The sequence below is a fragment of the Streptomyces sp. NPDC054794 genome, assembly GCF_053611585.1.
On sequence record NZ_JBSHAQ010000008.1, the window covers coordinates 62627 to 77337 of the forward strand.

General features: G+C 70.2%; 17 protein-coding genes and 1 pseudogene. 11 read left to right on the forward strand and 7 right to left on the reverse strand.

Features of this window, described 5'->3' with window-relative positions; translation table 11 throughout:
• Positions 1 to 137: 137 nt before the first annotated feature.
• The gene (locus ACWGKT_RS10595; RefSeq protein WP_453273270.1) at positions 138 to 779 is read left to right on the forward strand and encodes a TetR family transcriptional regulator; all 642 of its coding nucleotides are present in this window, start codon (positions 138 to 140) and stop codon (positions 777 to 779) included.
• 388 nt (positions 780 to 1167) lie between these two features.
• Here the strand turns inward: ACWGKT_RS10595 and ACWGKT_RS10600 are convergent, their stop codons facing one another.
• The gene (locus ACWGKT_RS10600) at positions 1168 to 1401 is read right to left on the reverse strand and encodes a ferredoxin (protein WP_235458514.1); all 234 of its coding nucleotides are present in this window, start codon (positions 1399 to 1401) and stop codon (positions 1168 to 1170) included.
• Between the two features lie 4 nt (positions 1402 to 1405).
• On the reverse strand, positions 1406 to 2863 hold the full coding sequence (locus ACWGKT_RS10605) for an aldehyde dehydrogenase (protein ID WP_453273271.1): 1458 nt from the start codon (positions 2861 to 2863) through the stop codon (positions 1406 to 1408).
• 170 nt (positions 2864 to 3033) lie between these two features.
• On the opposite strand from ACWGKT_RS10605, the gene ACWGKT_RS10610 reads away from it, so the two are divergent.
• The 8 genes from ACWGKT_RS10610 (at position 3034) to ACWGKT_RS10645 (ending at position 10968) form a co-directional block, all read left to right on the forward strand.
• On the forward strand, positions 3034 to 4062 hold the full coding sequence (locus ACWGKT_RS10610) for an MBL fold metallo-hydrolase (protein WP_453273272.1): 1029 nt from the start codon (positions 3034 to 3036) through the stop codon (positions 4060 to 4062).
• Between the two features lie 62 nt (positions 4063 to 4124).
• Entirely contained in the window at positions 4125 to 4280 is a 156-nt protein-coding gene (locus ACWGKT_RS10615) for a hypothetical protein (RefSeq protein ID WP_453273273.1), read from the forward strand.
• Between the two features lie 318 nt (positions 4281 to 4598).
• A complete protein-coding gene (locus tag ACWGKT_RS10620; RefSeq protein ID WP_453273274.1) occupies positions 4599 to 5816 on the forward strand; it encodes a prenyltransferase/squalene oxidase repeat-containing protein in 1218 nt (405 codons plus the stop codon).
• Positions 5813 to 6460 (forward strand): SCO2322 family protein, encoded by a 648-nt coding sequence (locus ACWGKT_RS10625; RefSeq protein WP_453273275.1) that lies wholly within the window; start codon positions 5813 to 5815, stop codon positions 6458 to 6460. Before ACWGKT_RS10620 ends, ACWGKT_RS10625 begins: the two co-directional genes overlap by 4 nt.
• Positions 6453 to 7619 carry an energy-coupling factor transporter transmembrane component T gene (locus ACWGKT_RS10630; RefSeq protein ID WP_356141587.1) on the forward strand — a complete coding sequence of 389 codons (1167 nt, stop codon included), beginning with the start codon at positions 6453 to 6455 and terminating at the stop codon, positions 7617 to 7619. Before ACWGKT_RS10625 ends, ACWGKT_RS10630 begins: the two co-directional genes overlap by 8 nt.
• On the forward strand, positions 7616 to 9331 hold the full coding sequence (locus ACWGKT_RS10635; RefSeq protein WP_453273276.1) for an ABC transporter ATP-binding protein: 1716 nt from the start codon (positions 7616 to 7618) through the stop codon (positions 9329 to 9331). Before ACWGKT_RS10630 ends, ACWGKT_RS10635 begins: the two co-directional genes overlap by 4 nt.
• A 77-nt stretch (positions 9332 to 9408) precedes the next feature.
• Positions 9409 to 10206, forward strand: a complete 798-nt coding sequence (locus ACWGKT_RS10640) for an ECF transporter S component (RefSeq protein ID WP_453273400.1) — start codon at positions 9409 to 9411, stop codon at positions 10204 to 10206.
• Positions 10207 to 10554: 348 nt separating this feature from the next.
• Positions 10555 to 10968, forward strand: a complete 414-nt coding sequence (locus ACWGKT_RS10645; protein ID WP_453273277.1) for an aggregation-promoting factor C-terminal-like domain-containing protein — start codon at positions 10555 to 10557, stop codon at positions 10966 to 10968.
• On the opposite strand, the gene ACWGKT_RS10650 is transcribed toward ACWGKT_RS10645, so the two are convergent.
• A complete protein-coding gene (locus tag ACWGKT_RS10650) occupies positions 10965 to 11252 on the reverse strand; it encodes a hypothetical protein (protein ID WP_453273278.1) in 288 nt (95 codons plus the stop codon). The genes ACWGKT_RS10645 and ACWGKT_RS10650 overlap by 4 nt on opposite strands.
• Positions 11253 to 11437: 185 nt before the next feature.
• Here ACWGKT_RS10650 and ACWGKT_RS10655 point away from each other — a divergent pair, with 185 nt between their 5' ends.
• Positions 11438 to 12157: a YoaK family protein gene (locus ACWGKT_RS10655; protein ID WP_453273279.1), complete on the forward strand. Its 720-nt coding sequence runs from the start codon at positions 11438 to 11440 to the stop codon at positions 12155 to 12157.
• A 158-nt stretch (positions 12158 to 12315) separates the two neighbouring features.
• On the opposite strand, the gene ACWGKT_RS10660 is transcribed toward ACWGKT_RS10655, so the two are convergent.
• Positions 12316 to 12636 carry a hypothetical protein gene (locus ACWGKT_RS10660; protein ID WP_453273280.1) on the reverse strand — a complete coding sequence of 107 codons (321 nt, stop codon included), beginning with the start codon at positions 12634 to 12636 and terminating at the stop codon, positions 12316 to 12318.
• A 184-nt stretch (positions 12637 to 12820) separates the two neighbouring features.
• Positions 12821 to 13204 (reverse strand): CPCC family cysteine-rich protein, encoded by a 384-nt coding sequence (locus ACWGKT_RS10665; protein ID WP_453273401.1) that lies wholly within the window; start codon positions 13202 to 13204, stop codon positions 12821 to 12823.
• Positions 13205 to 13207: 3 nt separating this feature from the next.
• Here ACWGKT_RS10665 and ACWGKT_RS10670 point away from each other — a divergent pair, with 3 nt between their 5' ends.
• Complete coding sequence (locus ACWGKT_RS10670; protein ID WP_453273410.1) at positions 13208 to 13381, forward strand: hypothetical protein; 174 nt, start codon at positions 13208 to 13210, stop codon at positions 13379 to 13381.
• 315 nt (positions 13382 to 13696) lie between these two features.
• Here ACWGKT_RS10670 and ACWGKT_RS10675 read toward each other — a convergent pair.
• Positions 13697 to 13864, reverse strand: a pseudogene (locus ACWGKT_RS10675) (DNA mismatch repair protein MutT); the annotation flags it as partial.
• A 286-nt stretch (positions 13865 to 14150) separates the two neighbouring features.
• Positions 14151 to 14711: a hypothetical protein gene (locus tag ACWGKT_RS10680; RefSeq protein WP_453273281.1), complete on the reverse strand. Its 561-nt coding sequence runs from the start codon at positions 14709 to 14711 to the stop codon at positions 14151 to 14153.

The following is a 14711-nucleotide window of genomic DNA, read 5'->3' on the forward strand; positions in this document are numbered from 1 at the left end:
TGATCGTTCAAGAGGCTCTGAATCTACCGGCAGGTAGGGGTGCTGTGAGCAGTGGATCAGGTGATTCACGCCACGGCGCGGGCCCCTGGCATGCTGTGTGATCACCTGCCCTCACCGACTGTCACGGAGCGGGACCCATGCCTGCGGAAACCAAGGTGGAAGCCAGTGCCGCGCGAGCGACGCGGTCGGACTCGCCGCCGCTCACCGAGCGGCAGGAGGCCCGTCGCCGACGGATCCTGCACGCGAGCGCCCAGCTGGCCAGCCGGGGCGGTTTCGACGCGGTGCAGATGCGCGAGGTCGCCGAGTCCTCGCAGGTGGCGCTGGGCACGCTCTACCGCTACTTCCCCTCCAAGGTGCATCTGCTGGTCGCGACCATGCAGGACCAGCTGGAGCACATGCACGGAACCCTGCGCAAGAAGCCCCCGGCGGGCGAGACGGCGTCCGAGCGGGTGGCGGCGACGCTGATGCGGGCCTTCCGCGCCCTGCAGCGCGAGCCGCACCTGGCCGACGCCATGGTGCGGGCCCTGACCTTCGCCGACCGCAGCGTCTCGCCCGAGGTGGACCAGGTCTCACGGCAGACGACGGCGATCATCCTGGACGCGATGGGGTTGGAGAACCCCACTCCCGAGCAGCTCTCGGCGGTGCGGGTCATCGAGCACACCTGGCACTCGGCCCTGATCACCTGGCTGTCGGGCCGTGCCTCCATCGCGCAGGTGAAGATCGATATCGAGACGGTGTGCCGTCTGATCGACCTGACGACCCCGGAAGAATCGATCTGAGGACCCCGCAACCCGAGGCCCCCGCAAGAGGAGAGCCCCGAGGGGCGCGCGAAGCGCTCGTCGGGGCACGAAAAAGGACCTACGAGACGGGTTCCCTTCGCCGGCATTACCCGGATCAGGTGATGGGGGTCGCCTTCTGGTCCTTTCCCAGCGACCTTCCAGCCTCTCAGCCCGACCGTCGACGTCGGCCTCAGCGGATGCCTGTGCGTCTCGCCAAAGTCGGCTACTCCGGTCGAACTCCCTCACTCGCCCCGTAGGCCTCTATCAGGATAGAACGCTTGAGGCAATACAGAACCCCCCAAATGGGAAATTCTGGAAGATTTTTTGAGCCGCTCGGTCCTGGCTCGGTCCTGGCTCGGCCCTGGCTCTGTCCTGGCTCAGTCCTGGCTCAGTCCTCCGGCGGGAACACCGGCTCCCCGCTCTCCAGCAGCGCGATCGAGATGGCCTCCACAGGACAGCCCTCCGCCGCCGCGAGAACCTGCTCATTGGCGTCGGTGTCCGCCTCGACGGGGCGCGACTGGCGGCCGGTGTCGAGGCGGAAGCCGTCGGGGGCGTGGTGGACGCACTGGGCCGAGCCGATGCAGACGGAGCGGTCGACCTCGACGTGCCAGCGGTCGCCCATCGCCCTAGCCCTCCCAGCCCGCGGGAAGGTGGACCATCTTGTGTTCGAGGTACTCGCCGTATCCCTCGGGCCCGAACTCCCGCCCCAGGCCCGAGTTCTTGTAGCCGCCGAAGGGGCCCAGCATGTCGAGGCTGAAGGTGTTGACCGAGTACGTGCCCGTACGGACCTGCCGGGCCACCTCGATGCCGTGCGCCACGTCGGCCGTCCACACGCTGCCGGACAGCCCGTAGTCGGAGTCGTTGGCGATCTTCACCGCCTCGGCCTCGTCGCCGTACGGGAGGAGGCAGATCACCGGGCCGAAGATCTCCTCGCGGGCGATCCGCATGGAGTTGTCGACGTCGCCGAAGAGCGTCGGCTCGACGTACCAGCCCTTCTCCAGGCCCGGCGGGCGGCCGCCGCCGGTGAGGATCTTGGCGCCCTCCTCCTGGCCGATGCGGATGTAGTCGAGGTTGCGCCGCTGCTGGCGCCGGGCGACCAGGGGCCCGACCTGGGTGGCGGGGTCCAGCGGGTCGCCGACCTTGAGCGCGCTCGCGGCCTGGGCGAAGGCGTCGGCGAACTCGTCGTAGCGGGAGCGGGGCACCAGGATGCGGGTCTGGGCCACACAGGCCTGGCCGTTGTTCATCCAGGCCGCCGGGACGATACCGGCGACCGAGGCCGTCAGGTCGGCGTCGGGCAGGACGACGGCCGCGGACTTGCCGCCGAGCTCCAGCGTCACGCGGGTGAGGTTGCGCGAGGCCACCTCCATCACGCGCCGGCCCGCCGCGACCGAGCCGGTGAAGGAGACCTTGTCGATGCCGGGGTGCCCGACGAGGTACTCGCTGACCTCGCGGTCGGCGGGCAGGATGGACAGCACGCCCTCCGGCAGCCCGGCCTCCTTGGCGATCTCGCCGAGGAGATACGCGTCCAGCGGCGACTCGGGCGACGGCTTGAGCACCACCGTGCAGCCGGTGAGCAGGGCGGGCGCGAGCTTGGCGGCGGCGACGAACTGCGGGACGTTCCAGGGGACGACGGCCGCCACGACCCCGACCGGCTCGCGCCGCACCAGGATCTTTCCGAGGACGCCGTCGCGCGTCTGCTCGTAGGTGAAGCCGCGCGCGACCGTGATCGCCGCGTCCCAGACCATCATCGCGCCGAGCGCCTGCGCGAGGACGCTCCAGGAGTACGGGGACCCGTTCTCGGACGAGATCACGCGGGCGATCTCCTCGTGCCGGACGGCGATCGCGTCCTTGATCCGGGTGACGACCCCGATGCGCTCATCGAGGCTCATCCGCGGCCAGGGCCCCTCGTCGAAGGCCCGCCGCGCCACGGCCACGGCCCGGTCGACGTCCTCCCGCGAGGCGTGCGGGACCCGTCCGATGACCTCCTCCGTGTGCGGGGAGATCACCTCGATGACGTCCTTGCCCAGGGGGTCGGTCAACTCCCCGCCGATGAACAGCTGTCCGTGTTCCACGAGCTCGGTCATGGCCGAATGCCTCCCCGGGGACTGCGCTTCTGACGCTCCATCAGACAGGGAACTGATACCAGCTCCACCCAGGGGAGTCCACGGATGCGACGAGGGACGGTTGGTCGACTCGGGCTCCCATGGAAACATGTTCTAGTTATAGTGGCGGAAACGCGGTGATTGGGGAGCCCATGGCGCAGGTGTACGACCACGGTGGCGGCGTCCGTTCCCTCCAGGTCCCGATCCCGGACAACCCCCTCGGCCACACCCTCGTCCACGTCGTCGACACCGACCGAGGCCCGGTCCTCATCGACACCGGCTGGGACGACCCGGCCTCCTGGGACGCCCTCACCGAGGGCCTGACGGCCTGCGGTACGTCCGTCGCCGAACTGCACGGGGTGGTGATCACCCATCACCACCCCGACCACCACGGTCTGTCGGGCAAGGTGCGGGAGGCCTCCGGTGCCTGGATCGCCATGCACGCGGCCGACGCGGCGATCGTGCGCCGGGCGCGGGAGACGCGGCCCGAGCGGTGGTTCACGTACATGGCGGCCAAGCTCGAAGCCGCCGGCGCCCCGGAGGAGCACGTGGCCCCGCTGCGCGCCGCCCGCCGCCGCCGTACCCTGCCGGGCCTCTCCCCCGCCCTGCCCGACCGGGAGATCGTGCCCGGCGAGTTCCTCCCGCTGCACGGCCGCCGGCTGCGTGCCGTCTGGACGCCGGGACACACGCCGGGCCATGTGTGCCTGCACCTGGAGGAGGAGCACCCGGCCCGGCGGGCGGGCCACGGGCGCCTGTTCTCCGGCGATCATCTGCTCCCGGAGATCACCCCGCACATCGGCCTGTACGAGGACCCCGACGACGCGACCGTGACGGACCCGCTCGGTGACTACCTCGACTCCCTGGAACGCGTCGGCCGTCTGGCCCCCGCCGAGGTGCTCCCCGCCCACCAGTACGCGTTCACCGACGCGGCCGCACGTGTACGGGAGTTGCTGGCGCACCACGAGGAGCGGCTGGCCGGGCTGCTGGCCCTGCTGGCCGAGCCCCTCACCCCCTGGCAGCTGGCCGAGCGCATGGAGTGGAACCGCCCCTGGGAGCAGATCCCCTACGGCTCCCGGAACATCGCGGTCTCGGAGGCCGAGGCCCATGTGCGCCGCCTGGTGAAGCAGGGGCGGGCGGAGGCCGTGCCGGGAGGTGAGCCGGTGACCTACGTGGCGGTGTGAGGCGGCGGGGTGACCGGCACCAGGGTTCGTATCAAGTCCTCGGTGCGCATCACGTTGCCGGGATGGAGGTCCGGGTGCAGGACACGGGCCTCGGGGTCGTCGGCCCGGACAGCCGCTCCATCACCAGCTCGGTGCGCGAGCCGGTGGGCCGCACCCGGGGCACGGGGTATCCGTGTGCGTGGAGCGGCCCGAGCCGAGCAGTCTCCCCGGCGGTGTGATCATGGCGGGCACTCCAGGGCCTGCCCCAGGGCCCGTACCCCCGGTTCACAGCCACCCCTCAGCGCCCCGACTACCGCCGGGTAGAGTGGCCGCGTCGTCATCACACCCGTACGGGGGGAAGCCGGTGCAATTCCGGCGCTGACCCGCAACCGTAAAACCGCTCTCGGCGGTGAGCCGGACTTGCCTCGGACGGGACGTTGACCGGCTCACGTGCGCCAGGGATCCGCCCACGCACCGCACCGTCGAGGTTTACGGAGCCGAGCCGCCCGGGGTGTCCCGTGCTGCCCGGCTCCCCGCAGGAGAGGCAGTCGCCGACCATGAACGTCCGCCGTAGCGCCGCCGCGCTGGCCGTCATCGCCGTGATCGGCGCGGCCACGCCCGCAGCCGCCGACCCGTCCCCGTCCGCCTCGGCGGCGCTCCCGTCGGGGCTGTACGGCAGCACGGACCCGAAGTACGACGGCGTCTGGCGCCAGTCGCTGGCGCTGATCGCGCAGCGCGCGGTGGGAGAGACGCCGTCCGGAAAGGCCGTGGACTGGCTGACCGAGCAGCAGTGCTCCAACGGGGCCTTCGCCGCCTACCGTGCGGACACCTCCAAGCCCTGCGAGGGCAACGTGGCCTTCGACACCAACGCCACGGCCGCCGCCGCGCAGGCCCTGATGGCGGTCCACGACCACGACGGCCAGGCCCGCTCGGCGGTGAGCTGGCTGAAGGGCCAGCAGAACAAGGACGGCGGCTGGGGCTACACCTCGCCCGGGCCCAGCGACACCAACTCCACCGGGGTCGTCATCGGCGCGCTCGCGGCGGTCGGCGACCACCCCTCCGTGCTCCGCGGCGAGGGCAAGTCGCCGTACGACCTGCTGGCGAAGATGTCCCTGCCCTGCGACGCCCAGGCCGGCGGCGCGCTCGCCTACCAGCCGGACAAGAAGGGCAAGCTGGTGGCCAACGCGGACGCGACGGCGGCCGGTGTGCTCGGCGCGCTCGGCAAGGGGTTCGTGGTGACCGCCGCGAAGCGGCCGGCCGACTACGGCAAGTGCGCCGAGGGCAAGTCGCTCACGCCACGCGGGGTGTCGGGCAACGGCGCGGCATACCTGGCGGTGACGATGCTCCGCAACGGCAACCACCTCACGTCCGTCCTCCCCGGCGCCAAGGACCAGCCCGACTACGGCAACACCGCCGACGCGGTCGTCGCGCTCGCCGCGCGCGGCTGGACGGAGGAGGCGCGCAAGCCGTACGCCTGGCTGGAGAAGAACTCCGCGCAGTGGGCGAAGCAGGGCGGCCCGGCCGCGTACGCCGAGCTGATCCTCGCCGCGCACGCGATGGGCGAGGACCCGCGGAACTTCGGCGGTACGGACCTCGTGCGGGAGCTGAACGCGACGGGACCGGCGCCGCAGACGGCGAAGCGGGCGGCGGAGCCCGCCAAGAAGGCGGAGCACGACTCCGGCACGAACGTCTGGTGGATCGTCGGCACCGGCCTCGTCGCCGGCATCGGCATCGGCTTCCTGCTCAGCGGCCGCCGGAAGAAGCAGCAGCCGTGACCGCCGTCCGCCGTGCCGCGACGCTGCTGCTGGCCGCGCTGTTCCTGTGCGCGGCCGCGGGCCAGGCGCAGGCCGTCGGCTACCGCTACTGGTCCTTCTGGGAGCGCGAGGGCTCCCGCTGGACCTACGCCACCGAGGGCCCGTCGACCGCCCGTCCCGCCGACGGCGACGTCCAGGGCTTCCGCTTCGCGGTGAGCGAGGACTCCTCGGACGCGACGCGACCGCGCGACACGGCGGACTTCGGCACCATCTGCGCGGGTACGCCCGCCGCCAAGGGACACAAGCGGGTGGCACTGGTCATCGACTTCGGTACGGCGGCGGACGCCCCGTCCGGCGAGACCCCACCCGCCCGGCGGACGGCCTGCGCCCGGGTGTCCCCCGACGCGACGACGGCCGAGGCCCTGGCCGCGGTCGCCAAGCCCCTCCGCTACGACACCAACGCCCTGCTGTGCGCCATCTCGGGTTATCCGCACAAGGGGTGCGGGGAGCAGGTCAGCACGGAGAAGAACAAGCCGACGGCCGCCGCCGGGAAGCCGAAGGACGCGGACCACGGGCCGTCGGTGGGCCTGCTGGCCGGAGCGGGAGCGGTCGTCGTGCTGGGAGCGGCGGCGCTGTGGCAGGCACGCCGTCGCAGGGATGCGTAGCCGTCTGCCGAGCCGTGAGCCGTCGCGCGGCTCGGGAGGCGGGGACGGGGGCGGCGCCTCGCAGGGGCGGGAGAGCGTCCCCGCCTCCCGGCACCAGCGCCGCCCGACACTGCACCCCGGTGCCTGGTGGCTGTGGTCGCTCGGCCTGGCCACCGCCGCCACCCGCACCACCAACCCCCTGGTCCTCGCCCTGCTCGTGGCGGCCTCGGCCTACGTCGTGGCGACCTGCCGGAGCCGGACGCCCTGGTCCCGGTCGTACTCGGCCTTCTTCAAACTCGCCTTCGCCGTCCTGCTGATCCGCCTCGTCTTCGCGGTGGCCCTCGGCTCCCCCGTCCCCGGCACCCATGTGATCGTCACGCTGCCCGAAGTCCCCCTGCCCCACTGGGCGCAGGGCATCCGGCTCGGCGGCCGGGTCACCGCCGAGTCGGTGGTCTTCGCGCTGTACGACGGCCTGCAGCTGGCCACGCTGCTGATCTGCGTCGGCGCCGCGAACGCCCTGGCGAGCCCGGCCCGTCTCCTCAAGTCCCTCCCGGGCGCCCTGTACGAGATCGGCGTGGCCGTGGTCGTCGCGCTCACCTTCGCCCCGAACCTCATCGCGGACGTCCAGCGGCTGCGCGCCGCCCGCCGGCTGCGCGGCCGGCCGGACCGGGGCGTGCGGGGCCTGCTGCAGGTCGGACTGCCGGTCCTGGAGGGCGCGTTGGAGCGCTCGGTCGCCCTGGCCGCCGCGATGGACGCCCGTGGCTACGGCCGCAGCGCCGACGTCCCCACCCCGGTCCGTCGCACCACCACCGCCCTCACCCTGGGCGGTCTGCTCGGCGTCTGCGCGGGCACGTACGGGCTGCTCACCGCCGAGGGCGGCACGTACGGGCTGCCCGTGCTGCTGGCCGGGGTCGGCGCCGCGCTCGCGGGCCTGCGCCTCGGCGGCCGCCGCACCCTGCGCACCCGGTACCGCCCGGACCCCTGGGGCCCGCGTGCCTGGCTGGTCGCCGCCTCCGGCGGAGCCGTCGCCGCGCTGCTCACGCTCGCCTCCGCGACCGATTCCGCCGCCCTGCACCCCGGAGTCGTACCGCTCACCGCGCCCGTGCTGCCCCTGTGGCCCGCGGCCGCCGTGCTCCTCGCCCTGCTGCCCGCCCTCGCCGCCCCCAAGGAGCCGTCGTGATCCGTTTCGAGGATGTCTCCGTGACCTACGAGGGGGCGGCCGAACCGATCGTCCGGGGCGTGGACTTCGAGGTGCCGGAGGGCGAACTCGTGCTCCTCGTCGGTCCGTCCGGCGTCGGCAAGTCGACGGTGCTCGGCGCGGTGAGCGGGCTCGTCCCGCACTTCACCGGCGGCACCCTGCGCGGCCGCGTCACCGTCGCGGGCCGGGACACCCGTACCCACAAGCCGCGCGAACTCGCCGACGTGGTGGGCACGGTGGGCCAGGATCCGCTCGCCCACTTCGTCACGGACACGGTGGAGGACGAGCTCGCGTACGGCATGGAGTCGCTGGGCCTCGCCCCGGACGTGATGCGGCGCCGGGTGGAGGAGACCCTGGACCTGCTGGGCCTCGCCGACCTGCGCGACCGGCCCATCGCGACGCTCTCCGGCGGTCAGCGGCAGCGCGTCGCCATCGGCTCGGTCCTCACCCCGCACCCGCGGGTCCTGGTCCTCGACGAACCGACCTCGGCGCTCGACCCGGCGGCCGCGGAGGAGGTCCTCGCCGTCCTGCAGCGGCTCGTCCACGACCTCGGTACGACCGTCCTCATGGCCGAGCACCGGCTGGAACGGGTGATCCAGTACGCCGACCGGGTCATCCTGCTGCCCGCCCCGGGCGCCGCCCCGCTGCTGGGCACCCCGGCCGAGGTGATGGCGGTCTCGCCGGTGTACCCGCCGGTGGTGGACCTGGGCCGACTGGCCGGCTGGTCCCCGCTGCCGCTGACCGTGCGGGACGCGCGCCGCCGGGCCGGGGAGCTGCGGGAGCGGCTCGACGGCCGAGAGGCGCCGCGGCCGGCACCGGCGAGCGCCGCCGCGCCCGCTGCCGACGTCCCCGCACCCCGCGTCCCTGTTTCTCGCGTCCCCGTTTCTCGCATCCCCGCTCCGCGCCGGTTCCGGCGCGGACGCACCCCCGACACCGTGCCGCCGGGGGTCGCCGAGGTGCGCTCCCTGGCCGTCCGCCGGGCCGGAGTCACCGCCCTTCGGCAGGTGGACCTCGGCTTCGCCCCCGGTGAGACGGTCGCCCTGATGGGGCGCAACGGCGCCGGGAAGTCCACGCTGCTGAACACCCTGGTCGGGCTCGTCGAACCGTCCGCCGGTTCGGTCCTGGTCGGCGGTGCCGTGCCGCACCGCACCGCGCCCCACGAGCTGGTGCGGCACGTCGGGCTGGTCCCGCAGGAGCCCGCCGACCTGTTGTACGCCGACACGGTCGGCGCCGAGTGCGCGGCCGCCGACCGGGACGCGCGGGCCGAGCCGGGCACCTGCCGTGCGCTCGTCTCCGGTCTGCTGCCCGGCATCGGTGACGACACCCACCCCCGGGACCTGTCCGAGGGCCAGCGGCTCGCGCTCGCCCTGGCCGTCGTCCTGACCGCCCGGCCTCCCCTTCTCCTGCTGGACGAGCCGACCCGGGGTCTGGACTACGCGGCGAAGGCCCGTCTGGTCACCGTGCTGCGCCGGCTCGCCGCCGAGGGCCACGCCATCGTGCTGGCCACGCACGACGTGGAACTGGCCGCCGAGCTCGCCCACCGGGTGGTGCTCCTCGCGGAGGGCGAGGTCATCGCGGACGGCCCGACGGCCGACATCGTGGTGTCGTCCCCGTCCTTCGCCCCGCAGATCACCAAGATCCTGGCGCCGCAGCAGTGGCTCACGACCGCGCAGGTACGGGAGGCACTCGCGTGAGCCGCCGGACCGGGACCCCCCGGAGCACCACCCCGGAGACCGGGACCCCGAAGACCCGGACCCCGCAGGCGCGGCCCATCCGCCTCGGCCCCCGCTCCACCGCCGCCCTCGCCCTGGTCAGCGCGGTCGGGGTCGTCGCCTTCGGGTGGCCCTTCCTCGCCCCGCCCGGCTCACACATCAGCGCGCACGCGCAGGACGCGCCCTGGCTCTTCGCGGGGCTGCTCGTGCTGCTCGTCGCCGTCGTCGCCGCGACGATCTCCGAGTCGGGGCTCGGGCCGAAGGCCGTCGCCATGCTGGGCGTGCTGGCCGCGACCGGCGCGGCGCTGCGGCCGATCGGCGCGGGCACAGCCGGGATCGAGCCCATGTTCTTCCTGATGGTGTTGAGCGGGCGCGTCCTCGGCCCGGGGTTCGGCTTCGTGCTCGGCTCGCTGACGATGTTCGCGTCGGCGCTGCTCACGGGCGGGGTGGGCCCGTGGATGCCGTTCCAGATGCTCGCGATGGGGTGGTTCACGATGGGGGCGGGCCTGCTGCCCGGCCCGGACCGGCTGCGCGGCCGCATCGAGCTGCTGATGCTCTCCCTCTACGGCTTCCTCGCCGCCTTCGCCTACGGCACGATCATGAACCTGGCGGGCTGGCCCTTCATCGGCGCCCTCGCCTCGAACGTCGCCTTCGACGCGCACGCCGCGCTCCCCGCGAACCTGGCCCGCTTCGTCGCGTACTGCCTGGCCACCTCCCTCGGCTGGGACCTGGGCCGGGCCCTGTGCACGGTGGTGCTGACCCTCGCGCTCGGCCCGGCGCTGCTGCGGGCGCTGCGCCGGGCCACCCGGCGGGCCAACTTCGAGACCGCGGTCACATTCGAGGCCCCGACGCGGTGACCGCTGGGTGAGCGGTCGTGTGCGGTCCGTCGGCGGGTCGGTGAAGCACCCCACATGACGCAGGTCACCTACGAAGCGGGACCGTAGGGCGACTTGTCCGAAATCTCCGGACACGAACCCTCACTGACCTGCGCATTGCGACCCAGGTCACACAAGCGACGTTTCCCGCCGATCCGGCCACAACTAGTAAAAGGGGTGATTGCGGACGACTTTCCGGCCTGCTTGTCTGGACGACGTCGCCAGGCGCCACGAACCCACCCGGGTCGCGGCGCCACCGTATGGCCCACCGCGTACCGCGTGGTGACGACGTACAGCGCGACTCCTGGTCCCCGACGTAAGAGGTTCTCCGTGTCCGTCTCCTTCATCCGCCGCATCGCCTCTCCGAAGAAGGCCCTCACGACTGCCGCCCTGGCTGCCGCCACGACCGGCATGATCATGGCCGCGGCGCCCGCTCAGGCCGCCACGACCTCGACCTCTTCGGCTCAGGCGATCGCGCACAAGATGATCCCGGACGCCGCGCAGTACACCGCTTTCTCCAAGATCGTCGAGCACGAGAGCGGCTGGAACACCTCCGCCACCAACAGCTCCTCCGGCGCCTACGGCCTGGTCCAGGCCCTGCCCGGCTCGAAGATGGCCTCCGCCGGCTCCGACTGGAAGACCAACCCGGCCACCCAGATCAAGTGGGGCCTCGACTACATGAACTCCCGCTACGGCAGCCCCGCCGACGCCTGGAACTTCTGGCAGGCCAACGGCTGGTACTAAGCCGTTCCGCCGCCGAACCAGCGCACGATCCGCGGCAGCGCCGCGACGTACGACCCCACGTGGTCGACGTCCCCCTGATTCAGCACGCGCACCCTCGCCCCTTCTCCGGCGAGGGTGCGCGCGCATGTCCGGGCATTGCCGATCGGCACGTCGGTGTCCTTCGCGCCCGCGTACAGCCGCACCGGCGCGGCCGGCTTCCAGTCACAGGTGTGATCGTTGGCCCGCAGTGCCGCGCGGAAGGCGCCCGTCGGGTGGGTGAGCCGCCGGTAGTAGTCGTCCGTCACCGGTTCCCGCACGGTGGGGGCGAGCTGCCGGACGATGTCCTCGTCCTCGTGGGTTCCGTCGAAGAGTCCTTCGACGCGATCGGCGTACGGCGCCCGGAAGACCTCGGCCGGGTCCTTGTCCGAGACTCCCCCGTCTCCGTGGTGGACTTGGCACCACCCTGCCGTCCGGCTGCCCGGAGACCCCCATGACCACGCCTCCCTCGAACCCGCCGGACCACACCCACCCGACGGGCTCTCAGACCCCCGACCCCGAGGCGCGCGGGGTCCGCCTGACGGTGGTTCTGCTGGCGCTGACCGTGGTGAGCGGGCTGATCGACGCGGTGAGCTTTCTCGGGCTCGGACATGTCTTCACGGCCAACATGACTGGAAACGTAGTGGTGTTGGGCTTCGCGGCGGCCGGCGCGGCGGGCTTCTCGGTCCCGCACACGGCGACTTCGCTGTTCTGCTTCCTGGCGGGCGCGGCGGCGGGCGGCAGGGTGGCGGCGCGGTTCGGCGGGGGCTCCCGCCGGACCTGGACGCGGGTGACGCTGACCGTGGAGGCGGTACTGGTGGGCGCGTCGGCCGTGGTGGCCTTCGCGGCGCCGGGCGCACCCGCCACGACCTACGCCCTCATCGCCCTCACGGCTTTCGCGATGGGCCTGCGCAACGCGACGGTACGCAAGCTGGGCATCCCCGACCTGACGACGACGGTCCTGACGATGACCCTGACGGCCCTCGCCTCCGACGCCACAGCCGGCACCACCACGAACCGACGCTCCGCCCGCCGCGCGGCCGCCGTACTGGCCATGCTGGCCGGCGCCACTGTGGGCGCCTGGCTGGTGATCCACCGCGACCTGGGCACCCCGCTGCTCCTCGCGGCGCTGGCCTCGGGGGTGCTGGCGATGGTGGCTTCGGGGCGGGACTGAGGTCCAGTCGCATGGAGCAGATTTCTAGCGATCACTCATTCCTGGCCGGCGCGCAGAGACTGACAGAAAACAAATCCACTGCCGACCTCGTCCGAGACGACAAGTTTCATATACCGGCCCCCGTGCCGTTCCGGGATGCCCCGCCCGATTCACTTCTCCTATTCGAAGGCCATCCTGAACGCAAATACGCGCCCATTTTTCGGAATCTCCGTAACGGGGCCGGCGGAATCACCCTTGATTACCCGGATTCCGCGCTTCGTCGCGGTTACGACACCAAGCGAGAATGTAACTGCCAGGATCTCTCTCGTGGTGTCCGTAGCCCCACCTGGAGGAAAGGGTGTCAAATAGGAAAATGCATCCTCAGTACACGCCTCGAGCCAGTCGACATCGGCTTCGATGATGACCCACTCGGAATCAATTGCGACACACACTTCCGTTGCGCCGGCAAGAACTGCTTCGGCACTAATCTGTCCAGCCATGTCCCGGGAGTCATAGACACCCTTCCGGAAAAACCGATGTTGCTGACGTCGAATGAAATCGCGAGGGTCTCCGAACTCATCTAGCTGGACCATATGTAATTTCTCCTGCTTTTCTGAGTTCGTTGTAGACGCCGAATGCCGACGTCGGGATGTGGAGTTCCTGCCCGATGTGAAGCCAAGGACGCTAGCTCCAGAATTCAGGGGTCCACCAGTAAAGAACCGTCCGATCCTCCGGCCAAGGCCGCCGACTTTCAAGCGTTGTTTCAAAGATATCCGAGGACATGTCGATGATCCGCCAGAGCAGGGGACGACTCTCACCTTCCTCGGCACTCCGAACGTTGGAGATGAATCTTTCCTCTGAGGCCCCAAGAAGCCGATAGTTAGCCTGAGCATCCACCAGCGACACCTTATTCGAGCATCCTGCAAGGAGCGGCCAACGGAGCTGCGTAACGTCATCCTCCCAGAAGCACACGGGGCAGATCTCCTGTGAACCTGGCCCGCTGCTGAAGACTCGGTGTCCGCAGCACGGGCAGGGGAACTTCTCCTGACGAGCGGACTCGACAGTCATTCCATGCGAAAGATCGACAGGACTGAGGGTGCCGTGCGCTACTTCGATCCCGAGACCGGCGAGTACGGGATGAAGAGCTCGAAGGGAATTATCACGTTCTATAAATTGGATGGCGGAATCAATACGTTCAAGAGCATGCCTGGAGAGCCGTGGAAGATCGGCGATCCGCTCCCCTAATTGGAGTGACACCCGGAAGTCCACCATCACAGTCGCACACGAGGGCCTTAGCTGCTTCGCGATACTCGATCTGAGAATCGAGTCCCATTTCCGCCCCATGCTTCGCAAAGTGCTTATCGAGATTCCCAACGCTCGTCCACTCGTCACAGTTATGGACAAGGACTGGCGTGGCCCCAGCCAGTACATAGTACGTGTGCTACGCGAGCCCCTCTACCTGCTTTTATGCAGGTCAAGCGAGGTTTGCTGGTCCGGTGACGTGCGTCGGTGTCCGTGGTTGTGCGGGGTTGTTGCCGTCAGCTACTGCCGTTAGCCGGTTCAGCCCAGGTACGGCTTCTCGCGGTGTTCCAAGCTCTGGAGCCTGAGCCGTTGGGTGTGGTGCATCGGCAATTATTCGATCTCTTCCGACGGCACGAACCGGAGCTCAGTGGACTCGTCGGAAATCTCCAGCCGGCCGCCGATGATGCGGGCGGTGAAGCAGATGTGGTTCGGGCTCGGACACGCCCTAGGCAACCTCACGGGCACAGCCGCCGAGCCTGACGACGGAGACGACCCGCCGCTCTGTGGAGGACCCGTCCGTTGACGTTACCGTCAACTACTGCCGTCAGACACCGCAACGGCTCCCACCGGAAATGCATTCCGGTGGGGCCGTTGCTAATTTCGATTCGCGCACACCCGAGGTGGCTTAAAAGCGAATTTCTGTATCCATCTCCAGGGAAATAGTCCGCAACTATACCCAGTCGAGAGGTCAGCGTCAATGCGAAATTCACATTTAAGGTCGATCGAAAGTCGCAGACTTAGTCCTGTAGGTTTTTCCCGACTCTCCCTCGGGGCGGATCTCAACAACGAAATCCGGCAAAGCATCCGCCAGCGGGCGGCCATCTTTCCCTACCGATTCTGGTTCAGCCTTCCAGTCGATCAAATGAACGACAGCCACATGACGGCCTTCCGGAAGCTCAATTCGATTCGCATCCCGCCCCGGAAGGTCACCCGCCTCCTCAAGCCCTCCAACATAGACGACGCCCCGGGAGGCCAAAAAATACGACTCAGAAGAGATGAGCAGGCAGCGTCTTTCTCGCTGCGTGAGCCCTGGGCCTGAGAGATTCCAACGAATCAATACCTCGAAGACTCCGTCAGCACCCACCCCGATCGGAACCAGCGCACCGGCAGAGATGGCCTGGACCAGGAGCTCATCATCCGAGGCCCAGTCATCCCAGTCATCAGGATCGCCAGTCTCCGTGAAGTACTCGGTCTGCCATAGCGCACACAGACCGGCATCAGTCCGAACTGTCCTCGAGATCTGCCGAGGAGTGGAATTCATGATCAAATCCAT